This window comes from Aeromonas enterica, assembly GCF_054052465.1.
Genome location: NZ_JBSTYL010000020.1, coordinates 48,302 through 66,429, shown reverse-complemented (window position 1 = coordinate 66,429; position 18,128 = coordinate 48,302). Strand labels below are relative to the sequence as shown.

Below are 18,128 nucleotides of genomic sequence, written 5' to 3'. Positions count from 1 at the left end.
TCCCGCATCAGGATCGGGAAGTACCCTTGCAAATTTAAACCAATAGATGGTGATGGATTACTGAGGGCTGTTGACTAGGCTTAATGAGGTAAACAGAACAAAAGTAGTGATCCACTCTTTTCAGGGTAAGCGACTATAACGAGGGCAAAGTTATGGGCATCTTCGAGCATTATCAACAGCGATACGAGAAAGCCAGGGAAGAGGAGTACAGCATCCAGGAGTTTCTGGATATGTGTAAGCAGGACAAGTCCTGTTATGCCTCCGCAGCCGAGCGCTTGCTGGTCGCCATCGGCGAGCCGGAAATGATCGACACCTCGGTCAATCCCAGACTCAGTCGCCTTTTTTCCAACCGCGTCGTCGCACGCTATCCCGCCTTCAAAGATTTCTACGGCATGGAAGAGGCCATCGAACAGATCGTCTCCTACCTCAAGCACTCGGCTCAAGGGCTGGAGGAGAAGAAACAGATTCTTTATCTGCTGGGCCCGGTTGGCGGCGGTAAATCCTCTCTGGCTGAAAAACTCAAGTCTCTGATGCAGAAGGTGCCCGTGTATCGCATCAAGGGCTCACCGGTTAACGATCACCCCTTTTGCCTGTTCGACATCGAAGAAGATGGCGAAATCCTGGAGAAAGAGTACGGCATCCCGCGCCGCTATCTGCGTCCCATCATGTCGCCCTGGGTGGCCAAACGATTGCACGAGTTCGGTGGTGATATCACCAAGTTCAAGGTGGAGAAGGTCAATCCTTCCATCCTCGACCAAATTGCCATTGCCAAGACAGAACCAGGTGATGACAACAACCAGGATATCTCCTCTCTGGTCGGCAAGGTCGACATCCGCATGCTGGAGCACTTCGCTCAGGATGATGCCGATGCTTACTCCTACTCGGGAGCACTGTGCAAGGCGAACCAGGGGATCATGGAGTTCGTCGAGATGTTCAAGGCGCCGATCAAGGTGCTGCACCCGCTGCTGACCGCCACCCAGGAGGGCAACTACAACGGTACCGAGGGACTCTCCGCCCTGCCCTTCGACGGCATCCTGCTTGCCCACTCCAACGAATCCGAGTGGCAGCAGTTCCGCAACAACAAGAACAACGAGGCCTTCCTCGACCGGGTCTACATCGTCAAGGTGCCTTACTGCCTGCGTGTGTCGGAGGAGGTGAAAATCTACGAGAAGCTGCTGGTCAACAGCGAGCTGACCGATGCCAAGTGCGCCCCGGGAACGCTTGAACTGCTGGGCCAGTTCTCCGTGCTGTCGCGCCTCAAGGAGCCGGAAAACTCGAGCCTCTACTCCAAGATGCGGGTCTACGATGGCGAGAGCCTCAAAGACACGGATCCCAAGGCGAAGAGCTATCAGGAGTATCGTGACTACGCAGGAGTAGACGAGGGTATGAATGGCCTGTCGACCCGCTTCGCGTTCAAGATCCTCTCCCGAGTGTTCAACTTCGACCACGCGGAAGTGGCAGCCAACCCGGTACACCTCTTCTATGTACTGGAGCAACAGATCGAGCGCGAACAGTTCCCGCAAGAACTGCATGATCGCTACCTCGAGTTCATCAAGGGCTATCTGACCCCACGCTATGTGGAGTTCATCGGCAAAGAGATCCAGACCGCCTACCTCGAATCCTACTCCGAGTATGGGCAGAACATCTTCGATCGCTACGTCACCTACGCCGACTTCTGGATCCAGGATCAGGAGTACCGTGACCCGGAAACCGGCCAGTTGTTTGACCGCGCGTCACTCAACAGTGAGCTGGAGAAAATTGAAAAACCAGCCGGGATCAGCAACCCGAAGGATTTTCGCAATGAAATCGTCAACTTCGTGCTGCGGGCCCGGGCCAACAATGCAGGCCGTAACCCCAACTGGACCAGTTACGAGAAGCTGCGCACCGTGATCGAGAAGAAGATGTTCTCCAACACGGAAGAGCTGCTGCCGGTTATCTCCTTCAACAGCAAAACCTCGGCCGAGGAGCAGAAGAAGCACGATAACTTTGTCGAACGGATGATGGAGAAAGGCTACACCCGCAAACAGGTGCGACTGCTCTCCGAATGGTATCTCAGGGTACGCAAGTCATCCTGACCCTGCCGTGTTCAAGGGGGAGTTATGGCGCATTTTATCGACCGCAGGCTCAACGGCAAAAACAAAAGCGCTGTCAATCGGCAGCGCTTCATCCGCCGCTACAAGAAGCAGATAAAACAAGCGGTCTCGGATGCTGTCTCCAAGCGCAGCATTCAGGACGTAGACAAGGGCGAAAGCATCAGCATTCCGACCAAGGATATCGGCGAACCCCATTTCCATCAGGGGCAAGGCGGTAAACGGGAGATGGTGCACCCCGGCAATGACCAGTTTGTCTCCGGCGACAAGATTGACCGCCCCAAGGGAGGAGGTGGCGGTCAAGGCTCTGGCGAAGGCCAGGCATCCAATCAGGGGGAAGGTGCTGACGATTTCGTGTTCCAGATCTCCAAGGATGAGTATCTGGACCTGCTGTTTGAAGATCTGGAGCTGCCACGCCTGCAGAAAACCCAACTCAACCAGCTGATGGAAGTGAAAACCTACCGGGCGGGCTACACCTCCAACGGGGTGCCCGCCAACATCAACGTGGTGCGTTCGCTGCAAAACTCATTGGCACGGCGCATGGCGCTGCAATCGGGCAAAAAACGCCAGTTGCATGAGCTGGAAGAGCGGCTGGCCCTGCTGGCGACCGATCCCAACGAACACTTTGCCGAAATAGCCCTGCTTGAGAAGGAGATCAGAGAGCTTAAACGGCGGATCGCAGCCGTGCCCTTCATCGACACCTTCGATCTCAAGTTCAACAACTTCGTCAAACGGCCCGTGCCTTCCAGCCAGGCAGTAATGTTCTGCCTGATGGACGTGTCGGGCTCCATGGATCAGGCCACCAAGGAGATGGCCAAGCGCTTCTATATCCTGCTCTATCTGTTCCTGAGCCGGACCTACAAGAACGTGGAAGTGGTTTACATTCGCCATCACACCCAGGCCAAGGAAGTGGACGAACATGAGTTTTTCTACTCCCAGGAGACCGGTGGCACCATCGTCTCCAGTGCGCTCAAGATGATGAATGACATCATCAACGAGCGTTACCCCGCCCATCAATGGAACATCTATGCGGCGCAAGCCTCGGATGGTGACAACTGGGCCGATGATTCACCGCAATGCAGGGAGATCCTGACGCGGGATATCATGCCGCGGGTGCGGTACTACTCCTACATCGAGATCACCACCCGCGCTCACCAGACCCTGTGGCACGAGTATGAGTCGGTGGCTAGCCAGTTCCCCCACTTCGCGATGGAACACATTCGCAAGGTCGAGGATATTTATCCGGTATTCCGGGAGCTGTTCAAGAAGCAAGCGGCGTGAGGGAGGTCATATGGTAGAAACCGCAAGAAAAGTACCGCCACTGGACGATGGCCCGGACTGGAACTTCGATCTGCTGGAAACTTATCATCAGGAGATCGCCCGGGTCGCCAGGTTCTATCGACTGGATACCTACCCCAACCAGATCGAAGTGATCACGGCAGAACAGATGATGGATGCCTACTCCAGTGTTGGCATGCCTATCGGCTACCAGCACTGGTCATTTGGCAAACGCTTCATCCACACCGAGCGCAACTACAAGCGCGGCCAGATGGGGCTGGCCTATGAAATCGTCATCAACTCGGATCCCTGCATCGCCTACCTGATGGAGGAGAACACAATGCCGATGCAGGCGCTGGTGATGGCGCACGCCTGCTATGGCCACAATTCCTTCTTCAAGAACAACTATCTGTTCAAGACCTGGACCGATGCCTCCTCCATCATCGACTACCTGCTGTTTGCCAAGAACTACATCACCGAATGCGAAGAGAAACACGGCATCGATGCGGTGGAGAAGCTGCTCGACTCCTGCCATGCGCTGATGAACTTCGGTGTAGATCGTTACAAGCGGCCACAGAAGATCTCGCTGGCGGAAGAGAAACGTCGCCAGAAGGCGCGGGAAGACTACCTGCAGACCCAAGTCAACGAACTGTGGCGCACCCTGCCCAAACAGCACAAGGCCTTGGGGGTTGAAGACAGACGCTATCCGGCCGAGCCGCAGGAAAACATCCTCTACTTCATCGAGAAGAATGCCCCCCTGCTTGAGCCCTGGCAGCGCGAGATAGTGCGCATAGTGCGCAAGATCAGCCAGTACTTCTACCCGCAAAAACAGACTCAGGTGATGAACGAAGGCTGGGCCACCTTCTGGCACTACACCATCCTCAACCACCTGTATGACGAGGGCAAGATCAGCGATCGCTTCATGATAGAGGTGCTGCACAGCCACACCAACGTGGTGTACCAGCCCCCTTACAACAGCCGCTACTACTCGGGGATCAACCCCTACGCGCTTGGTTTCGCCATGTTCACCGATCTGCGCCGCATCTGCGAGAACCCGACCGAGGAGGACAGATACTGGTTCCCCGATTACGCCGGCACCAACTGGGTGGATACTCTGCATTTCGCCATGCAGAACTTCAAGGACGAGAGCTTCATCAGTCAGTTCCTGAGTCCCAAGGTGATGCGGGAGATGAAGCTGTTCGCCATCGACGATGATGATCTGAAGAACTACCTCAAGGTCTCTGCCATCCACAATGAGGAGGGTTATCGACTGGTGCGCAATACCCTGTCGGCCCAGTACAACTTGAGCAATCTGGAGCCCAACATTCAGGTCTACAACGTGGCGGTGAAGGGCGATCGGTCACTGACCCTGCGCTATGTGCCACACAACCGGATCCCGCTGGGGGACTCCCGCCACGAGGTGCTCAGGCATCTGCATCAGCTATGGGGTTTCGATGTGGTGCTGGAGCAGGATAACGGTGACTTGCCCGCCGACATCATAGGCCGCTGCCCGGAGAAGAAACCGGTCTGAGGCCACTTTCAGCCATAAAAAACGCGCCAGAAGGCGCGTTTTTTACATGCAGGCATGGTTCGTACACAACATCCCCAACCCCTAGATAATCAATCAAGGGATGCCGCGCAAAGCCTTACTATAACTGGCTTTCAACAACAACCCTTGCTCTAGGGTAGATAGCTCTCACAAGCTTTCATTCACCCTCTCACATAGTCAGGTGTGGTCATTGATGTGGACACTCCGCCGTTAACCTCCTCCCCCCTTCAATGGATTGAACCGGACTGCATCTTGTAGATAATCCGGGGCAAAGTGGGCATAGGTCATTGTCTGCTGGATAGTGGCATGTCCCAGGATCCGCTGAAGTACCAGGATGTTGCCGCCGTTTGCCATAAAATGAGTAGCAAACGTGTGCCGTAGCACATGCACTGCTTGTCCCTTTGGCATGTCCGGATTCACCGCCTTGAGCGTATCCCGCACCTGCAGATAGTTTGCCGACGGGAACAACAACCCACGCCGATTCACGACCCACTCTTGCTCCACCTCCGCACTGATCGGCACAGTGCGACTCTTGCCGTTCTTGGTTGCCACAAAGGTGACCAGACGATTCACGACATGCTCTGCCCTCAGCTCGATGGCCTCGCGCCAGCGAGCTCCAGTGCTCAGGCACAATATCGCCACCCCGCGATCATCCCCTTCCAGCCGCGCCAGCAGTTGCTCGACATCGGGCGGGGAAAGGTAGCTCATGGCCCTAGGGGCCACTTTCAGCTTTTTCAACACCTGCACCGGATTCACGCTATGGTAGAAACCGCCCTCAATGAGGAAGGAAAACATACCGCTTAACTCCACCACCAAGCGATTCACGCTGTTGGGAGTGATGTTTGCGGCCAGCATGCGCGACCGCAGTAGGGTCAGACTAAGGTTGTCTAGCTGATTGACCCGCAGCGCCCCCAAGTAGCGATCCGCTCGCTGAAGAGTATTCAGCGCCTTTATCCCCCATCTCTGGTGTTGCCCTTTGTGTGCCCACCAGATCTCAATGAGCTCGGCCAGCGTCCGAGCATCGGTTGGTTTGCACTTCCAGGGTTTGTCGTGCTGTGTCGCTAGCACATGCCGTTCGAAGGCAACGGCCTCGTGCTTCTTAGCAAATTTGCGCCGGATCCGCTTTCCATTGCGACCCGTCGGTCTTACGTCCACTTGGTATTGACCGTCATCGAGCTTCTGAATAGACATTAGAGAAGCTCCCCGAACGATTGTATGACCTGATTACACAGGCTCATTGCATCAATGGCGTCGAGAAACGCCAAGTGCAGGACTAGCCAGTTTTCTTGCCTGAGGCTGAACAGCCTGTTTCGTCTTGCCCAGAGTGTGCGAGAACCGGTGCTATCTGCCCGGCTTCTGGTGAGACTTCATCAAACATGAACCAACTGTGATATTTCCTGAACCGTGGCAGGCTGAATATTTTCTGGATTGCGATAAAACCGATCTCTTTTCCTCGAGTCTCGTAACCAGTGAGTGTGCCGTAAGGAATATCTGTTAATTCTGCAAACTCCTTTCTGTTCATCCTCTCTGATTCTCGCATGAGCTTCAATTTCTCAGACGTTTCTATTGACACAAGTACTCCTTGAGCGTTAGCTTGCCCTTTGACAAATAATTTGCCGAACGGCAAATAGCTAAATCAGTATCCAGAAGCCCCTGAAAGCTCTCTACAGCAAGCAGGGGGCAACCGGAGAGGGTAACAGATATGAGTAGTGCAACCAAAATCCCATATGACGAGACCGAGGTTCCGGCCAAGTTTGCCATCGGCCTGACACCAGCCCTGGTCCATACCGATGCCGTCACTGCAGATGCTTTCGGCAAGGCCATCGGTAAAACCCGCAAGGCAATCGTAGAGATGATCAAGATGGGAAAACTACCGGGTATTGAAATGAAAGTACCTGGGAACCCTAACGCTAAAGGCGATTACTACGTTTATCTCCCAGCCTGGAACGCGGGGCTAAAGCTGGCATTCGAAAGTCGCCCAAAAGAGATCCGAGACGGTTGGATGGCATGGTTAGGACTGAGCATATGATCCCCAGCGACGATTTCCCGGCCCTTCTAAGGGCTCAACTCCTACAAAGCAAATCCCAAGTCCCACGCTACTGGCGCGAAGCCAACCAGAAACAGCGCGAAGCCATCTGTTACACCGCACAACTGCCGGCAACCTTTGCCGGGCCGCTATTTCCCATCGGCAAAGGCGACCGAGAGTCGATCCGTCAGGCCATCATTGCGCTTGAGTGGCAATCGCTGTTCCACAGCGCCATGTCGTATTACGAGTGGCACTCAGGCTGTGTGCCCGAGCTGCAATCAGAAGAGAAACCAAGAGAGGAAACAGGGCCGGCCGAACGGCTGGCGAAGAGCAAGGGCTTGTTGATGACACTGGTCAACAACCCACAAACCGCAAATTACGGGCAAGAAAAAACCCCGATCACAGGTGCAGCAAACACCTAACGGGGCTCTTTATCAATGTTCGGACTAAGGAAAATTGACGTGACAACTCTAGCAATCCCCTGCGCACTGCGCAACCGCAAGATCCAAACCCGCCGCCTGGCTGGCCCATATGCTACCCGCTATTCGAAGCATGACCTGACGATCCTGACACAGCGCGCCAACGCGCTGGTTTGGGCTTCCCTGTTCGGTCACATCAATCGCCTCAGTGCCCATCAAGGAGCCTAACCATGTCAAACGCCATCCCCCTGAACGACCAAGCCCGCAAACGCCTGCGCCAATTGCGTGAAGCCCTAGCTCTTAGCCGTCCCAAGTTTGCTGCCCTGCTGGATATCCCACCGACCACCCTCAAAAACTACGAGCTGGGATACCGCGAGATTGGCGGTGGCCTGTTCCTGCTCATTGCTCACCACGCCGAACTACAAGCGCATACCACCTGGCTGTTGACCGGCAACGATGCACGCACACCGATGGAACCCGATGCATCATGAACACGCTGTTTCATCCGATCCAGATGGCCGTTGCCATCGCTGATGTAGCCGCGCTGGAGGCGCGGCTTATCCAGAGTGCCGTCACTGTCAGCCGGGGACAAGAGGGGTCTGTGAGGCAAGCCCGCGCCAGTGAATCCCTACACTGGCTCACGTTCTTTTCCCTGCTGAATAGGAGAACCACGCAATGGCGCAAGCATTCATAAACGTGGGCAACGTGCCCCCCAGCATTGAAGCCAGGGCCGCCGAGATCTTGGCCTGCGCACGCCCAAGGAAACTGAAATATATCGCCGGCGAAGTGATCGAGGTGGGCCGGCGATACCGGCTCTTTCGCTCCTGCAGAGCAACCTGCTTTTCGCTCATGACGCATGAGCGCTACAGCAGCCTGACCGCCAAGAAAAAGCGCAGAGGATGATATGAGCACTGCAATTCAGATTGCCCGCCAGGCTCCCAAGCTGATCGAGGGACTGTTGGTAGATATGTTCGCGGCCAAGGCCGACGATAACCGAATCTGCCTGGGCAGCGTCATTGCCGGCCAGCAGTACATCCAGATCCAGCTGGTTGTCACCAGTAACCCGGCCACGCTGATGGATAATGGCGATCATGATGATGATCTCGACATGGGGCCCATACTCGAGGCACAACAAGGGGCACTGGCCGCTACCTGGCTAAGGGCAAGAGCGGACTTTATCAAAGCGGCCTGCGATCCCGAAACACCCAGGATGTCACCTGCCGAATACATGGCCTTGGGAGCCATCAGCGCCCTCTATTGGCTGGCCCTAAGCCAATCCGATACCACTTTGGCCCGTGAAATTGGCAACTGGTGGCGTGATACCCACGGACACCACGACCTGGGGCGGGTGATCATATGACTGCTCCCCAACCAAACACCCCTGATTTCTATGAACGGGAAGCCGAGCTGGTGGCCGAAATCGCGGCATGGTCTGCTCTTGCACAAACAGAGCTGGCTGAGCTGGGCCGCACTCGCGAGCTACTCAAGAAGGTGATAGCACTTTTGCCTCGTCGGTGTGAAATTAGCCGTTCGGTTGCTTCCAGTTGCCGCTCGTTTCGCCGCATGCATAGACTATCGGTCGGTGTTATTACTCGCCTGGAATTTCAGCTCGCCCACCTGCGCTGTGACGAACCCTTGCCGTTCTGATGCGGGACTACTACGCTGAGCTGTTCGACGCCAAGCCCATCCCACCCAGGCAGCACGCTGCCTGGAAATTAGCCGCAGCCGTCAAAGCCCTGGCGCGAAACATCATGGGAGCCCGGCGCGTGTCGTTGTGCTCCCTAAACCATTCACGCCTCCCACCGGCTCGCCGTCCAGCTGCCGCGCTGGATCTCGATAGCCAAATTACCGCCATCCGTTCCTATTTCGTCGAGATCCAGGGGGCCTACGATCTGGACTGGGCACTTGATCTGCTTGAACGCCCCATCCCCCGCGCCAGCGGCGGGCCGGGGGTACAACTACCCAAAGACCGGATCGCCGAGTTGTTCGTGGGCTACTGCGTCCGCCGCGCGTCTGATGTACTCAAGGGCGTAGCCATCTGCAAGGAGGCCAACCGCTGGCTATCAAGCCGCATCACCACTCTGCGCCAGGTGCAAAACGTCATCCCCGAACCCCTCGAGCAGCTGCGTACCAAGGAGAACCGCGAGTGCCTGGCCGTCAACTATGCCGAACGGGTTATTCGGCTACTCAATGCCACCACCAATTTCGGCGAAGAAAAAGTGCCGCCGATCCGTTTGTGGAACATGTGCAAACAACCGATCGACGCCTGGGGCATGCTGCCCCGCCTGCCCAAGTTCAGAACAGCCGCGAGCCGAGACGATTTTATCGCCCACCACCTTGAACGCTGGCGCGACCCCAAGTGGTGGGCCAGGCGCCTGCGCAAGATCTGGGACCAGTACAACGAGCATTGCGCCATCCTGCTCGGCAAGGTGCGCAAGGGGGTCTCGGCCTATGTATCAAGTCAGGGCTTGCAAGCCTTTATCGAACGCCAACGGATGGCCGCCGCTTGGCTCAAGGACATGGAAGCCTATAACGCCCAGGATGACATCATCATCAGCCTGGAGGATGCAGTAAAAGCCTCGATTGCCAACCCCACGAACCGCCGCCATGAACTGGTGGTGCGGGCCCGGGGATTTTCTGATGTGGCTGACGAAATGGGTTATGTGGGCCTGTTCTTCACCTGGACAGCGCCGAGCCGCTTTCACCCCTGGAAGACTGTCAAGGCTTCCCAAGCCGGCAAGACTGACAGCACAACAGAAAATCCCAAGCACGATGGCTCATCCCCTCGCGACTCACAGCACTACATCAGCGAACTGTGGAAGCGCTGCCGCTCAGCCCTCGACCGCAACGTGTCACAGCGGGTGGAATTCCTGGTGGAAGACCCCATCGACTATTTCGGCTTTCGAGTGGTCGAGCCTCACCACGATGGCACGCCCCACTGGCACTTGCTGATCTGGGTCAAGCCAGAACACCAGCACCGCCTGATCGGTATCCTGCAGCGTTACGCCCTGAGCCATGACAAGGATGACCTGGTGCGCAAGCGCCACCCCGACAGCAAGCAGCCCTATAGCGATATCACACCCCGCTTTGACTGGAAGGTGATGGACCCAGAGAAAGGCGGCGCCGTGGGCTATATCGTCAAGTACATCGCCAAGAACATCGACGGCCACCGGGTCGGCGACGAGGGCGACCTGGAAGCCGAAACCGCCGCCACCGAAGGCGCCCGCCGGGTGCGAGCCTGGGCCTCACTCTGGGGCCTGCGCCAGTTCCAGCCTTTGAAGGGCCCGCCGGTCGGGATCTGGCGTGAACTGCGCCGCCTGCCTGGCCGCCTGCAAGAGGCCAAGGGGATCCCCGTTGCCCCGCTGGCCAGCCCTATCATGGAAGAGTGCCGGCGTTATGCCGACGCGGTGGACTGGAAGAACTTCACCCAGGCCATGGGCGGCCCCTGCTGCCGGCGTGATGAACGCCCCCTGAGCATCCATCGCACCGCCCTAGCTGAGCACTACAACCAATATGGCGAACTGCAAACCAAGCTTGTGGGCGTGCGGGCCACTGACGGCCTTATCCAGCAAACCCGCACGGGGGAATGGGTGCTGCGTAAATGTGGCACACAGAACGCCACCAAGGCCCAGGGCAGCGAGTTTTGGGGTGTGGACGAGCGCAGCGAGTTAAGTGTTTGCGAGCGAAGTGAAGCCCTTCCCCCCCTTGGAGCTCTGGCAACAACTGTACGGGACGATCACCGAGGATCTAAAGAGGATCCATTGAGTGAGAAAAATCTATTTCATTTGGGGCTTGATACCGAAGAAGTGACCATGATCCGGCGAGGGTTAATTGTGAGGACGGAGGATCGCTTCGTATGCATCCGAAACGGAGAGCTGAAAGTGACCGAACGGCACCCGTACTCACAACCAAACGAGCCATCGCCGTACCAGATTAAGACCGAGGCCAGACTCAGGGAGGCAAAACTCCAGGCGGCCCTGGAAGATGTAAGGGACCTGCTGGTCCAATCGGGGGATCCAGCAGTCTGGCTAGCAAGTATGACAGCTGCAGGTACCGACGATGCCCTGATGCTACTAGATGCTCTCGGGGATGGAGACGCTGAGCAAGCTTGTGCCCAACTTGACCGACTGCGTGATAATATCAACCTTCAAACGTGGCCACTCCCTCCTGCCGAAGTGCGGCAAGAGGCCATAGTAAATGCTGAATTTTTCTGAGCACCAGCCGATGGCATGCTACTAAATTCATAGATATCGTTTCAATTTGCTAAGTTGTAAATCCTACCTCTTAGACTACCTGTTAGAAAGCTCTTGTATTGTCACTACCGAAAGCAGAAAAAACATTCATTTCATAACTGATTTTGGCAACAACGCCCGAACTATGTCACCCTGACATTGAATTAGTCGATGAAAAAAACTCAAGTTTTTACCAACAAGGTCGATGAATTGACATTGTTTACATTTTTAAATTTTTACGGGTAAACCAAAGGTATATAAATATGTTAAAACATATGACAATAGGACAAAAATTAATAGCTGGTTTCTCCATGTTAGCCCTCATGGTGTTGATGCTTGCTTGGTTTTCTGTATCTCAACTTTCAACCCTGCATCGAGATACTACTGAGATAACAGGAAACCTGATTCCTTCTATTCGAGCATCAAGTCAAATGCACATAGCTTTGTTAGATGCTCGTCGTGCAGAGCTAACAATGATTATTGGCGCACTCAATAGTGATGAATCAGAAATTAACACAAGTGCACAACGTTACGATACGGCTAAGCAGGAATTTAATTCTGCACAACAAGCATACAATCAACTTTCATTTGTCTCTGAGAGAGATAAACAAGACTTCTCAGAATTGAGCATGAAAGCCAATGAGTATTTTTCATCCCACGAAATACTGCTGACAGCTATGCAACAAGGGGATCTAAATCGCATTCAAATCTTACGCAAAAATGAAACAAAATCCTCACTTGAGCAAGCTGGGCAGAAAGCTATGAGCTTGCGAGAAGAAAATGATAGAATCGCAGCAGAAATGACATCCCATAACCAAACTTTGTATGAAAGTGCTCGTAACCTGAACATCGCAGTAGGGCTTGGAACTGTCATCTTTGTTGTTATTGTTGCGCTGCTGTTGATCCGCCAAATCCGTCATCCGATTATGACTTTACTTGAGCAAACTCGTCAGGTATCTGAGGGCAACCTTTCTAACCAGTTAGATATGAAGGCCTTTGCTCAGGATGAACTGGGACAGCTGGCGAAAGGCTTTAATGTAATGCAAGAAAACCTGCGCTCTTTGGTCAATGAAGTTTCCGGCTCTGTTGTTCAGCTCGGTTCATCTGCTGAGGAAATTAGTGCTGTAGCTTTGCAATCTGCTCATAATATGGAAACTCAAAAGCATGAATTGAATCAGTTGGCAACAGCAATGCATGAAATGCAAGCAACAGTGCAAGAGGTCGCTCGTAATACTAACGACGCAGCTACTGCTGCAACACAGGCAAGTACGACTGCCGCGCAAGGTAGCAACACAGTGAACGATTCTATTGTGCGGATTGAGAAAGTCGCAGGAGCCATTGAAAATACTGCCGTGGTGATCCGCCAGTTAGGTGAAGATAGCCGTAATATTGGGATGGTATTGGAAGTTATCCAGGGCATTGCTGAACAAACCAACCTTCTGGCACTTAATGCGGCGATCGAAGCAGCTCGTGCTGGTGAACAGGGGCGTGGTTTTGCAGTGGTTGCCGATGAAGTTAGAACCTTGGCAAAGCGAACTCAGGATTCTACGTCTCAAATTAATGGCATTATTTCTGAGTTACAGCTTCGCGCAAATGAAGCGGGTATTACCATGCAACAAAGCCAAAATATGATGGTGGAAACGGTTAATACTGCACGTGAAGCTGGCACATCAATAGCTGAGATTAGCGGTTCTGTCAGTAGTATTTCACAAATGAATATCCAGATTGCCACTGCCACAGAAGAGCAAGGAGCGGTAAGTGAAGAACTAAACCGTAATGTGGTTAACATTAGTCATGCTTCGGAAGAAGTAGCCACCGGCGCCAAACAGATGGCGCAGGCATGTAATGACTTAAACCATCTGGCTACTCAGTTACAAGATGTGGTAAGGAAATTCCGCATTTAAATAAATTATTTATTTAAAAAAGATCTTTGCTCGAATCGGCTGTACAGATTTAGTTATCACCTGACACCACAGTCAAACCGGTGTCCTAATTACAGCTACTTTGGGGGCGCATCGATGCGCCCCTTTTATTATTCAAGATTAAGCTCTCTCTACCGTTCGCCGGAATGATACCAACCAGCGCAGTTGGGAACCGGTGCATCGTCAAGGCCGGAAGGCCCCTCGATACTTAGGTCTTAGCTCTAAACTGCCTGTGCAGCGATAAGAGTCTCAGAAGGAAATAAAACTGACAAAGGGTTTCGGTTGTCCTTATCAAGCCATATGCACGTAACATGAGACATACCATTAGCCCTCTGCACACCCAGAACGGTCATTGACGGCCCACCACTACGAAGTTGCGCAACCTGACCTGGCTCAAACCGTGTGGGTGCATAGCCATGTGGTTCCTGATTTTCTTCCAACCTCAACACATGACTCGGGAAAGCCCATTCTACAGGCTCTCCGCCCAGTTCAAGATTGAACCATGTGCAGTAAACCTCATCGCTATCATCAACCGTCGGTTTGACGGTCATACGCTGGCCGCCACTTGAGAGTGTCACTACCTGGCCAGGATAGAAATATTGGAATCTTTGCATCATCGATCCTTAACTATGCCAATAACTAACTTTATCGGCATCAAAGTGGTCTACTCAACGAAGGCTCTTTTGAGTTAGCCTGAATGTCGATCTCATCCTCATCATATGCACCGTAAGACAGGCCTGCATCATTTTCGACAGCACACCACATCTTATGCCCATCTTTGGTAACAACCGTCATAGCCTGGCTGTCTAATTTGCGGATAACAGCATCACCCCGCTTGTAGTTTGTCACACACCCTCCCTAGTACATCTGATCACTCCTGCCACAGTACAAATATACAGTGAAATGAGAAATAACCACCTACTCTGTAGCGGTATTAAGTACGTGGTTGAATCCTCTCACATTAATTCAGGTCAACAGTTCAATACATCGATAGCGTCACAAAAAGTGACTAGCGAGCGCTGTCTGTCACTTTTTTCTGGTGATAGCCAAGCAACACACGACAGAGCTTCAAGTGAGCATCTATATTCAAAGGAATGAAGACATGGAGGTGCATACATGAACTTGGACCAAGAGAAGATGACGACGTTAGTGCTGCAGTATGGTTTTCACAATTGGTTTATATGCCCCTGTAACCAGCTTGATGATCCCCTATCAGGGCACTACAACTTCACGACCGATGAGTTCGTTCAATGGTGTGAAGAAGATGGTGGACAGACTTCCCCGATCCCTTCTTTGGCAGAAATTAACATCGCGCTCAAAGCATTGCCCAAATGCACGCTACTCGTCTCTGATAACGACCCTAATGATCTGTGGTGCTGGCGATTAGATCCGTAAATCAAAAGGGGGCGCATCGATGCGCCCCCTTTTACTGTCCCAGGTTAAGCTCTCGCTGCAGGATCTGCCGCCCATCCGGGCTAAGCGAGTTGATAAGACTCAAGGCCAACTGGCTGGTCGTGCGTCCCGATGGGCTCAATGGGTGGCTGTACGACATCTGTGACACCCAGCTATGTCCGCATTCCGCATCGGTGCACTGGCAATATAAATCCGATGTATCCCGGCTCAGACGGTGCGTTTTGGTGATGCGCCCCAGCGCGCCACACTCCCGACAAAATACCCGCATACTTCCCCCCTGCCCTGACGATAACTCCGCCCGATTATAACCATCCGTTGGGGTTTCACACAGCAGTGACATCCTCCAGGCTGCGGTTGAAACTGACCTGCAACCGAGACGGCAAGCCCGCCCCGTTGATGGCATCCGCCACCAGTTCACACATCGGGATCACTTCATTACGTGCATAGGTCCGGTCGTACTGCTCCGGGTTGCCCAGCCCCCCGCTGCCGTTCGCCGGGATAATACCCGCCAATGCCGCCGGGAACCGGTGCGCCGTCAGCACATCCTGGGCGGTGATTGCCTTGATGGCCGCAAACTCGTCCTTGGTCGCAATGTCCCCCACCGGAATAAGCTTGATCCCGTCCGGCTTGCCGTTGGGGATGTTGACGAACATCGAGCGAAAATTCCCGACCCCTTTACTGCTGGCGATCATCTCCTTCATTTCATCCTCCTGCTCATCGTCCATGTTCGGATCGGTGGCGTAGAAGATAAAGCCCATGTGGGCGCCATTGAGGAAATACTTGCGCCGAAACAGGGTGGCATCCTGGTTGAGCAAGGCCGACTGCAACCCGCCCAAGTAATCGGGCTGGCCATAGACCTGCTGCACCGGATCGTATTGGGCCAGCCAGATGATGTCCCGCGCGGGGTAGCGCTTGTGATTGCCGTCGCGCTCCAGCATCAAAAAATCCCCTTCAGGGCAGCGGCGCAGATATAACCCTGACAGTGGGTGCAGCCCCACCACCTGGCCAAAGCCATTGCGCAGTTTGAGCAGTGCCCCATCCCCGAACTGCAGCAGGTTATGCACAAAGGCGGTGATCACCTCTCGGGGCACGCCCTCGGTACTGATGAACCGACCCGACACCATGTTGCGCCGCGCCATCAAAATGGCGCCATGGTGTGCATTGGCGCGCGCCACCTTGGCCAGGCCATGCCGATCGAGCGGCGGCATGTAGTATTCCCCCCACGGGCTGTAAAACACGTCTGTGTAGTCGGTCATCCAGGCTGTGGGATCCACCATTTCCGGAATAGAAAAGGTCACTGCCGAGCGGGCGCTGACCACATTGGATGGGATGGGCCGCTGGGCCCGCTGATGAAAGCGCTGTTTGCGGCTCATGTGTTCCTCGTTGGCTGATAGCCCAGGTGGATTTACGCCGGCGCGACGTATCGAGCGGCTCGTTGTCCACTGCGTGAGCGATGGCAAAGAACACGTCGGCGTGGCCGGTCTCACTGCTGCGCGATGCCCTGAACGTCATCTGACCGCCACCGGTGGTGCTGCGCTTGATACTCATGAAGGCGAGCGGGATCTCGGTATCTTCCTGATCCCACTCGATACGGTTTGACTCGACCACGTCCACCATCTTGAGGACCAGTCGAGCCTTGCTCTCGACGTTGTAGTTAATCGGGGTAATGGTGGACTTGAACACCGGCTGCAGCAGGTCATAGACCCCACTGCCTACGCCGGACACGTCGATCCCCAAATACGTCACCCGAAACTTCTTGGCGATCTTCTCTATCTCGCCAGCCTGATAGCGAAAGTTCATCCCGCGCCAGAAATGCTTCTCCAGCACCCGGAATTTCTCGCCAGGGAACAGCGGTGGGGCAACCACCACCAGGGTGGCGTTGTCGCGGGTTCGGCTCGGGTCGTACCCCAGCCACACCTCCCGCTTGCCAAAGGGCTCGGGCAGTCCCTGGGTGTAGTCGTTCCAGTTACTGATCTCAGTGCCGGCCCGCTCCATGTGCTGAAACTTGAACACCGAGGCTTCATCGTCAACGAACTCGCACATGTAGAGGTGATCAAACACCTCAACAGCGGTCTCTTCACGCAGCGCCTCGATGTCGATCATGTCAAAGCCAGCTGTCACCACATCTTCCAGCGTCATGATGTAGCGCCATACCCGGTCCGGGCAGACACGGCCCCCATCGCGCAGCTCGGTATCGGTCGGGAAGTCCATCGCCTGGCGCGCCGGATCTTTGCCCTTCCAGTCGTCCCCGGTCCACAGCCGATAACCGCCGTGGGCCTTGCTGGACGGAGTCGAGAAGTAGGTTTTACGCCAGCGCGCTTGTGTGCCCATGCCGGTGGCCACGTCGGTAACTGCCTTGAAGTTACGGATCCAGAAATACTCGTCGGCGTAGAAATTACCGGTGTAGCTCTGGGCACTGTTGGCACTGGTTGAGCAAAACACCAGGGTGGCGCCGTTGGACAGCACAATCGGGTTGCCGGTGAGCTCAACCCCGAGGAAGGTACGTGCCAGGCTGATGATGTAGGCGCGGAAGATCTCCGCCTGGGCGCGGGTGGCCGACAGGAATATCTGGTTACCACCGGTCAGCACCGCATCTTCCAGCGCCTCGCCGGCAAAGTAGTAGGTCATGCCGATCTGACGGGCTTTGAGGATGTTGCGAGTGCGCGGCATGGCCGGATCATTTTTGACATCCCGCACATATAACTGATGGGGATAGAGCGAGGCCAGCCAGCCGGCAAAATCGTCGGGACCCAGGTCACCTACCCAGTTCTTGGCCTTTTTGCCGCCCTTCTTACCCGCCTTTCGCTCACCCGGCCGACCCCCACCCTCAGCCTGCGTAGCGTGGCCGCCCGCAGTCTCATCTTGTTGGCGGGCGTTGAGTGCAACCTCTCGCTCTTTGAGCTTGGCGGCTTGCTCTTTGAGTTTGACGTGCTGATTGATAAGACCGTGCAGCTCCTCCAGCTCGCCGGCAGTTTTCTTTTCACGCTTGAGCAGGGCCTGCACTCGCCGATCAATGGCATCTTCGATCGCCTCATCACCAAGCAGGGCCGCCCAACTATCCTTTTCGGCCCACAGGTACACCACCCGCACGCTACCCAATCCCAGCTCACGCATGATCTCCCGGGGGGTGCAGCGTGCCAGGTAAAGCCGCTTTGCCGCTTTTCGTATCTCTTCGGTATAGGCCACGAACGCCCCTCAG

At 54.7% G+C, this 18,128-nt stretch carries 20 protein-coding genes and 1 pseudogene; 14 read left to right on the top strand and 7 right to left on the bottom strand.

Going from position 1 to position 18,128, the window contains the following annotated elements; genetic code table 11:
• Positions 1 to 152 precede the first annotated feature (152 nt).
• Genes ACW5XD_RS18075 through ACW5XD_RS18065 form a run of 3 tightly spaced genes read left to right on the top strand, consistent with a single transcriptional unit; the run spans position 153 to position 4,899 of the window.
• Positions 153 to 2,075: a PrkA family serine protein kinase gene (locus ACW5XD_RS18075; RefSeq protein ID WP_456496061.1), complete on the top strand. Its 1,923-nt coding sequence runs from the start codon at positions 153 to 155 to the stop codon at positions 2,073 to 2,075.
• A 24-nt stretch (positions 2,076 to 2,099) separates the two neighbouring features.
• Positions 2,100 to 3,371, top strand: coding sequence for a YeaH/YhbH family protein (locus ACW5XD_RS18070; RefSeq protein ID WP_456496060.1), 1,272 nt, complete (start codon positions 2,100 to 2,102; stop codon positions 3,369 to 3,371).
• Positions 3,372 to 3,381: 10 nt separating this feature from the next.
• Positions 3,382 to 4,899, top strand: coding sequence for a SpoVR family protein (locus tag ACW5XD_RS18065; RefSeq protein ID WP_456496059.1), 1,518 nt, complete (start codon positions 3,382 to 3,384; stop codon positions 4,897 to 4,899).
• Positions 4,900 to 5,127: 228 nt separating this feature from the next.
• Here the strand turns inward: ACW5XD_RS18065 and ACW5XD_RS18060 are convergent, their stop codons facing one another.
• Positions 5,128 to 6,108 carry a phage integrase gene (locus tag ACW5XD_RS18060; RefSeq protein ID WP_456496058.1) on the bottom strand — a complete coding sequence of 327 codons (981 nt, stop codon included), beginning with the start codon at positions 6,106 to 6,108 and terminating at the stop codon, positions 5,128 to 5,130.
• Positions 6,109 to 6,190: 82 nt separating this feature from the next.
• Entirely contained in the window at positions 6,191 to 6,490 is a 300-nt protein-coding gene (locus ACW5XD_RS18055; protein WP_456496057.1) for a helix-turn-helix domain-containing protein, read from the bottom strand.
• Between the two features lie 129 nt (positions 6,491 to 6,619).
• Here ACW5XD_RS18055 and ACW5XD_RS18050 point away from each other — a divergent pair, with 129 nt between their 5' ends.
• The 10 genes from ACW5XD_RS18050 (at position 6,620) to ACW5XD_RS18005 (ending at position 13,498) form a co-directional block, all read left to right on the top strand.
• Complete coding sequence (locus ACW5XD_RS18050) at positions 6,620 to 6,946, top strand: Cox family DNA-binding protein (RefSeq protein ID WP_456496056.1); 327 nt, start codon at positions 6,620 to 6,622, stop codon at positions 6,944 to 6,946.
• Positions 6,943 to 7,365: a hypothetical protein gene (locus ACW5XD_RS18045; RefSeq protein ID WP_456496055.1), complete on the top strand. Its 423-nt coding sequence runs from the start codon at positions 6,943 to 6,945 to the stop codon at positions 7,363 to 7,365. Before ACW5XD_RS18050 ends, ACW5XD_RS18045 begins: the two co-directional genes overlap by 4 nt.
• A gap of 39 nt (positions 7,366 to 7,404) precedes the next feature.
• Positions 7,405 to 7,590: a hypothetical protein gene (locus ACW5XD_RS18040; RefSeq protein WP_456496054.1), complete on the top strand. Its 186-nt coding sequence runs from the start codon at positions 7,405 to 7,407 to the stop codon at positions 7,588 to 7,590.
• A 2-nt stretch (positions 7,591 to 7,592) separates the two neighbouring features.
• A complete protein-coding gene (locus ACW5XD_RS18035; protein WP_456496053.1) occupies positions 7,593 to 7,853 on the top strand; it encodes a helix-turn-helix domain-containing protein in 261 nt (86 codons plus the stop codon).
• A complete protein-coding gene (locus ACW5XD_RS18030) occupies positions 7,850 to 8,056 on the top strand; it encodes a hypothetical protein (RefSeq protein ID WP_456496052.1) in 207 nt (68 codons plus the stop codon). Before ACW5XD_RS18035 ends, ACW5XD_RS18030 begins: the two co-directional genes overlap by 4 nt.
• Complete coding sequence (locus ACW5XD_RS18025) at positions 8,038 to 8,265, top strand: ParE family toxin-like protein (RefSeq protein WP_456496051.1); 228 nt, start codon at positions 8,038 to 8,040, stop codon at positions 8,263 to 8,265. The genes ACW5XD_RS18030 and ACW5XD_RS18025 overlap by 19 nt, the downstream gene beginning before the upstream one ends.
• Position 8,266: 1 nt before the next feature.
• Positions 8,267 to 8,722, top strand: coding sequence for a hypothetical protein (locus ACW5XD_RS18020; protein WP_456496050.1), 456 nt, complete (start codon positions 8,267 to 8,269; stop codon positions 8,720 to 8,722).
• On the top strand, positions 8,719 to 9,009 hold the full coding sequence (locus ACW5XD_RS18015) for a hypothetical protein (protein ID WP_456496049.1): 291 nt from the start codon (positions 8,719 to 8,721) through the stop codon (positions 9,007 to 9,009). Before ACW5XD_RS18020 ends, ACW5XD_RS18015 begins: the two co-directional genes overlap by 4 nt.
• 119 nt (positions 9,010 to 9,128) lie before the next feature.
• Positions 9,129 to 11,576, top strand: a complete 2,448-nt coding sequence (locus ACW5XD_RS18010; protein ID WP_456496048.1) for a replication endonuclease — start codon at positions 9,129 to 9,131, stop codon at positions 11,574 to 11,576.
• 281 nt (positions 11,577 to 11,857) lie between these two features.
• Positions 11,858 to 13,498 (top strand): methyl-accepting chemotaxis protein, encoded by a 1,641-nt coding sequence (locus ACW5XD_RS18005; protein WP_456496047.1) that lies wholly within the window; start codon positions 11,858 to 11,860, stop codon positions 13,496 to 13,498.
• A 239-nt stretch (positions 13,499 to 13,737) separates the two neighbouring features.
• Here ACW5XD_RS18005 and ACW5XD_RS18000 read toward each other — a convergent pair whose 3' ends face one another.
• Both ACW5XD_RS18000 and ACW5XD_RS17995 read right to left on the bottom strand, forming a co-directional pair.
• Complete coding sequence (locus tag ACW5XD_RS18000) at positions 13,738 to 14,130, bottom strand: DUF2158 domain-containing protein (RefSeq protein ID WP_456496046.1); 393 nt, start codon at positions 14,128 to 14,130, stop codon at positions 13,738 to 13,740.
• Between the two features lie 40 nt (positions 14,131 to 14,170).
• Positions 14,171 to 14,365, bottom strand: coding sequence for a hypothetical protein (locus ACW5XD_RS17995; RefSeq protein ID WP_456496045.1), 195 nt, complete (start codon positions 14,363 to 14,365; stop codon positions 14,171 to 14,173).
• A 267-nt stretch (positions 14,366 to 14,632) separates the two neighbouring features.
• Here ACW5XD_RS17995 and ACW5XD_RS17990 point away from each other — a divergent pair, with 267 nt between their 5' ends.
• Positions 14,633 to 14,911: a hypothetical protein gene (locus ACW5XD_RS17990; RefSeq protein WP_456496044.1), complete on the top strand. Its 279-nt coding sequence runs from the start codon at positions 14,633 to 14,635 to the stop codon at positions 14,909 to 14,911.
• 31 nt (positions 14,912 to 14,942) lie between these two features.
• Here the strand turns inward: ACW5XD_RS17990 and ACW5XD_RS17985 are convergent, their stop codons facing one another.
• The 3 genes and pseudogenes from ACW5XD_RS17985 to ACW5XD_RS17975 all read right to left on the bottom strand — a co-directional run.
• Positions 14,943 to 15,197, bottom strand: coding sequence for an ogr/Delta-like zinc finger family protein (locus tag ACW5XD_RS17985; RefSeq protein ID WP_456496043.1), 255 nt, complete (start codon positions 15,195 to 15,197; stop codon positions 14,943 to 14,945).
• A gap of 55 nt (positions 15,198 to 15,252) precedes the next feature.
• The gene (locus ACW5XD_RS17980; protein WP_456496042.1) at positions 15,253 to 16,206 is read right to left on the bottom strand and encodes a phage portal protein; all 954 of its coding nucleotides are present in this window, start codon (positions 16,204 to 16,206) and stop codon (positions 15,253 to 15,255) included.
• A gap of 106 nt (positions 16,207 to 16,312) precedes the next feature.
• Positions 16,313 to 18,115: pseudogene (locus tag ACW5XD_RS17975) on the bottom strand (terminase large subunit domain-containing protein); the annotation flags it as partial.
• Positions 18,116 to 18,128 lie beyond the last annotated feature (13 nt).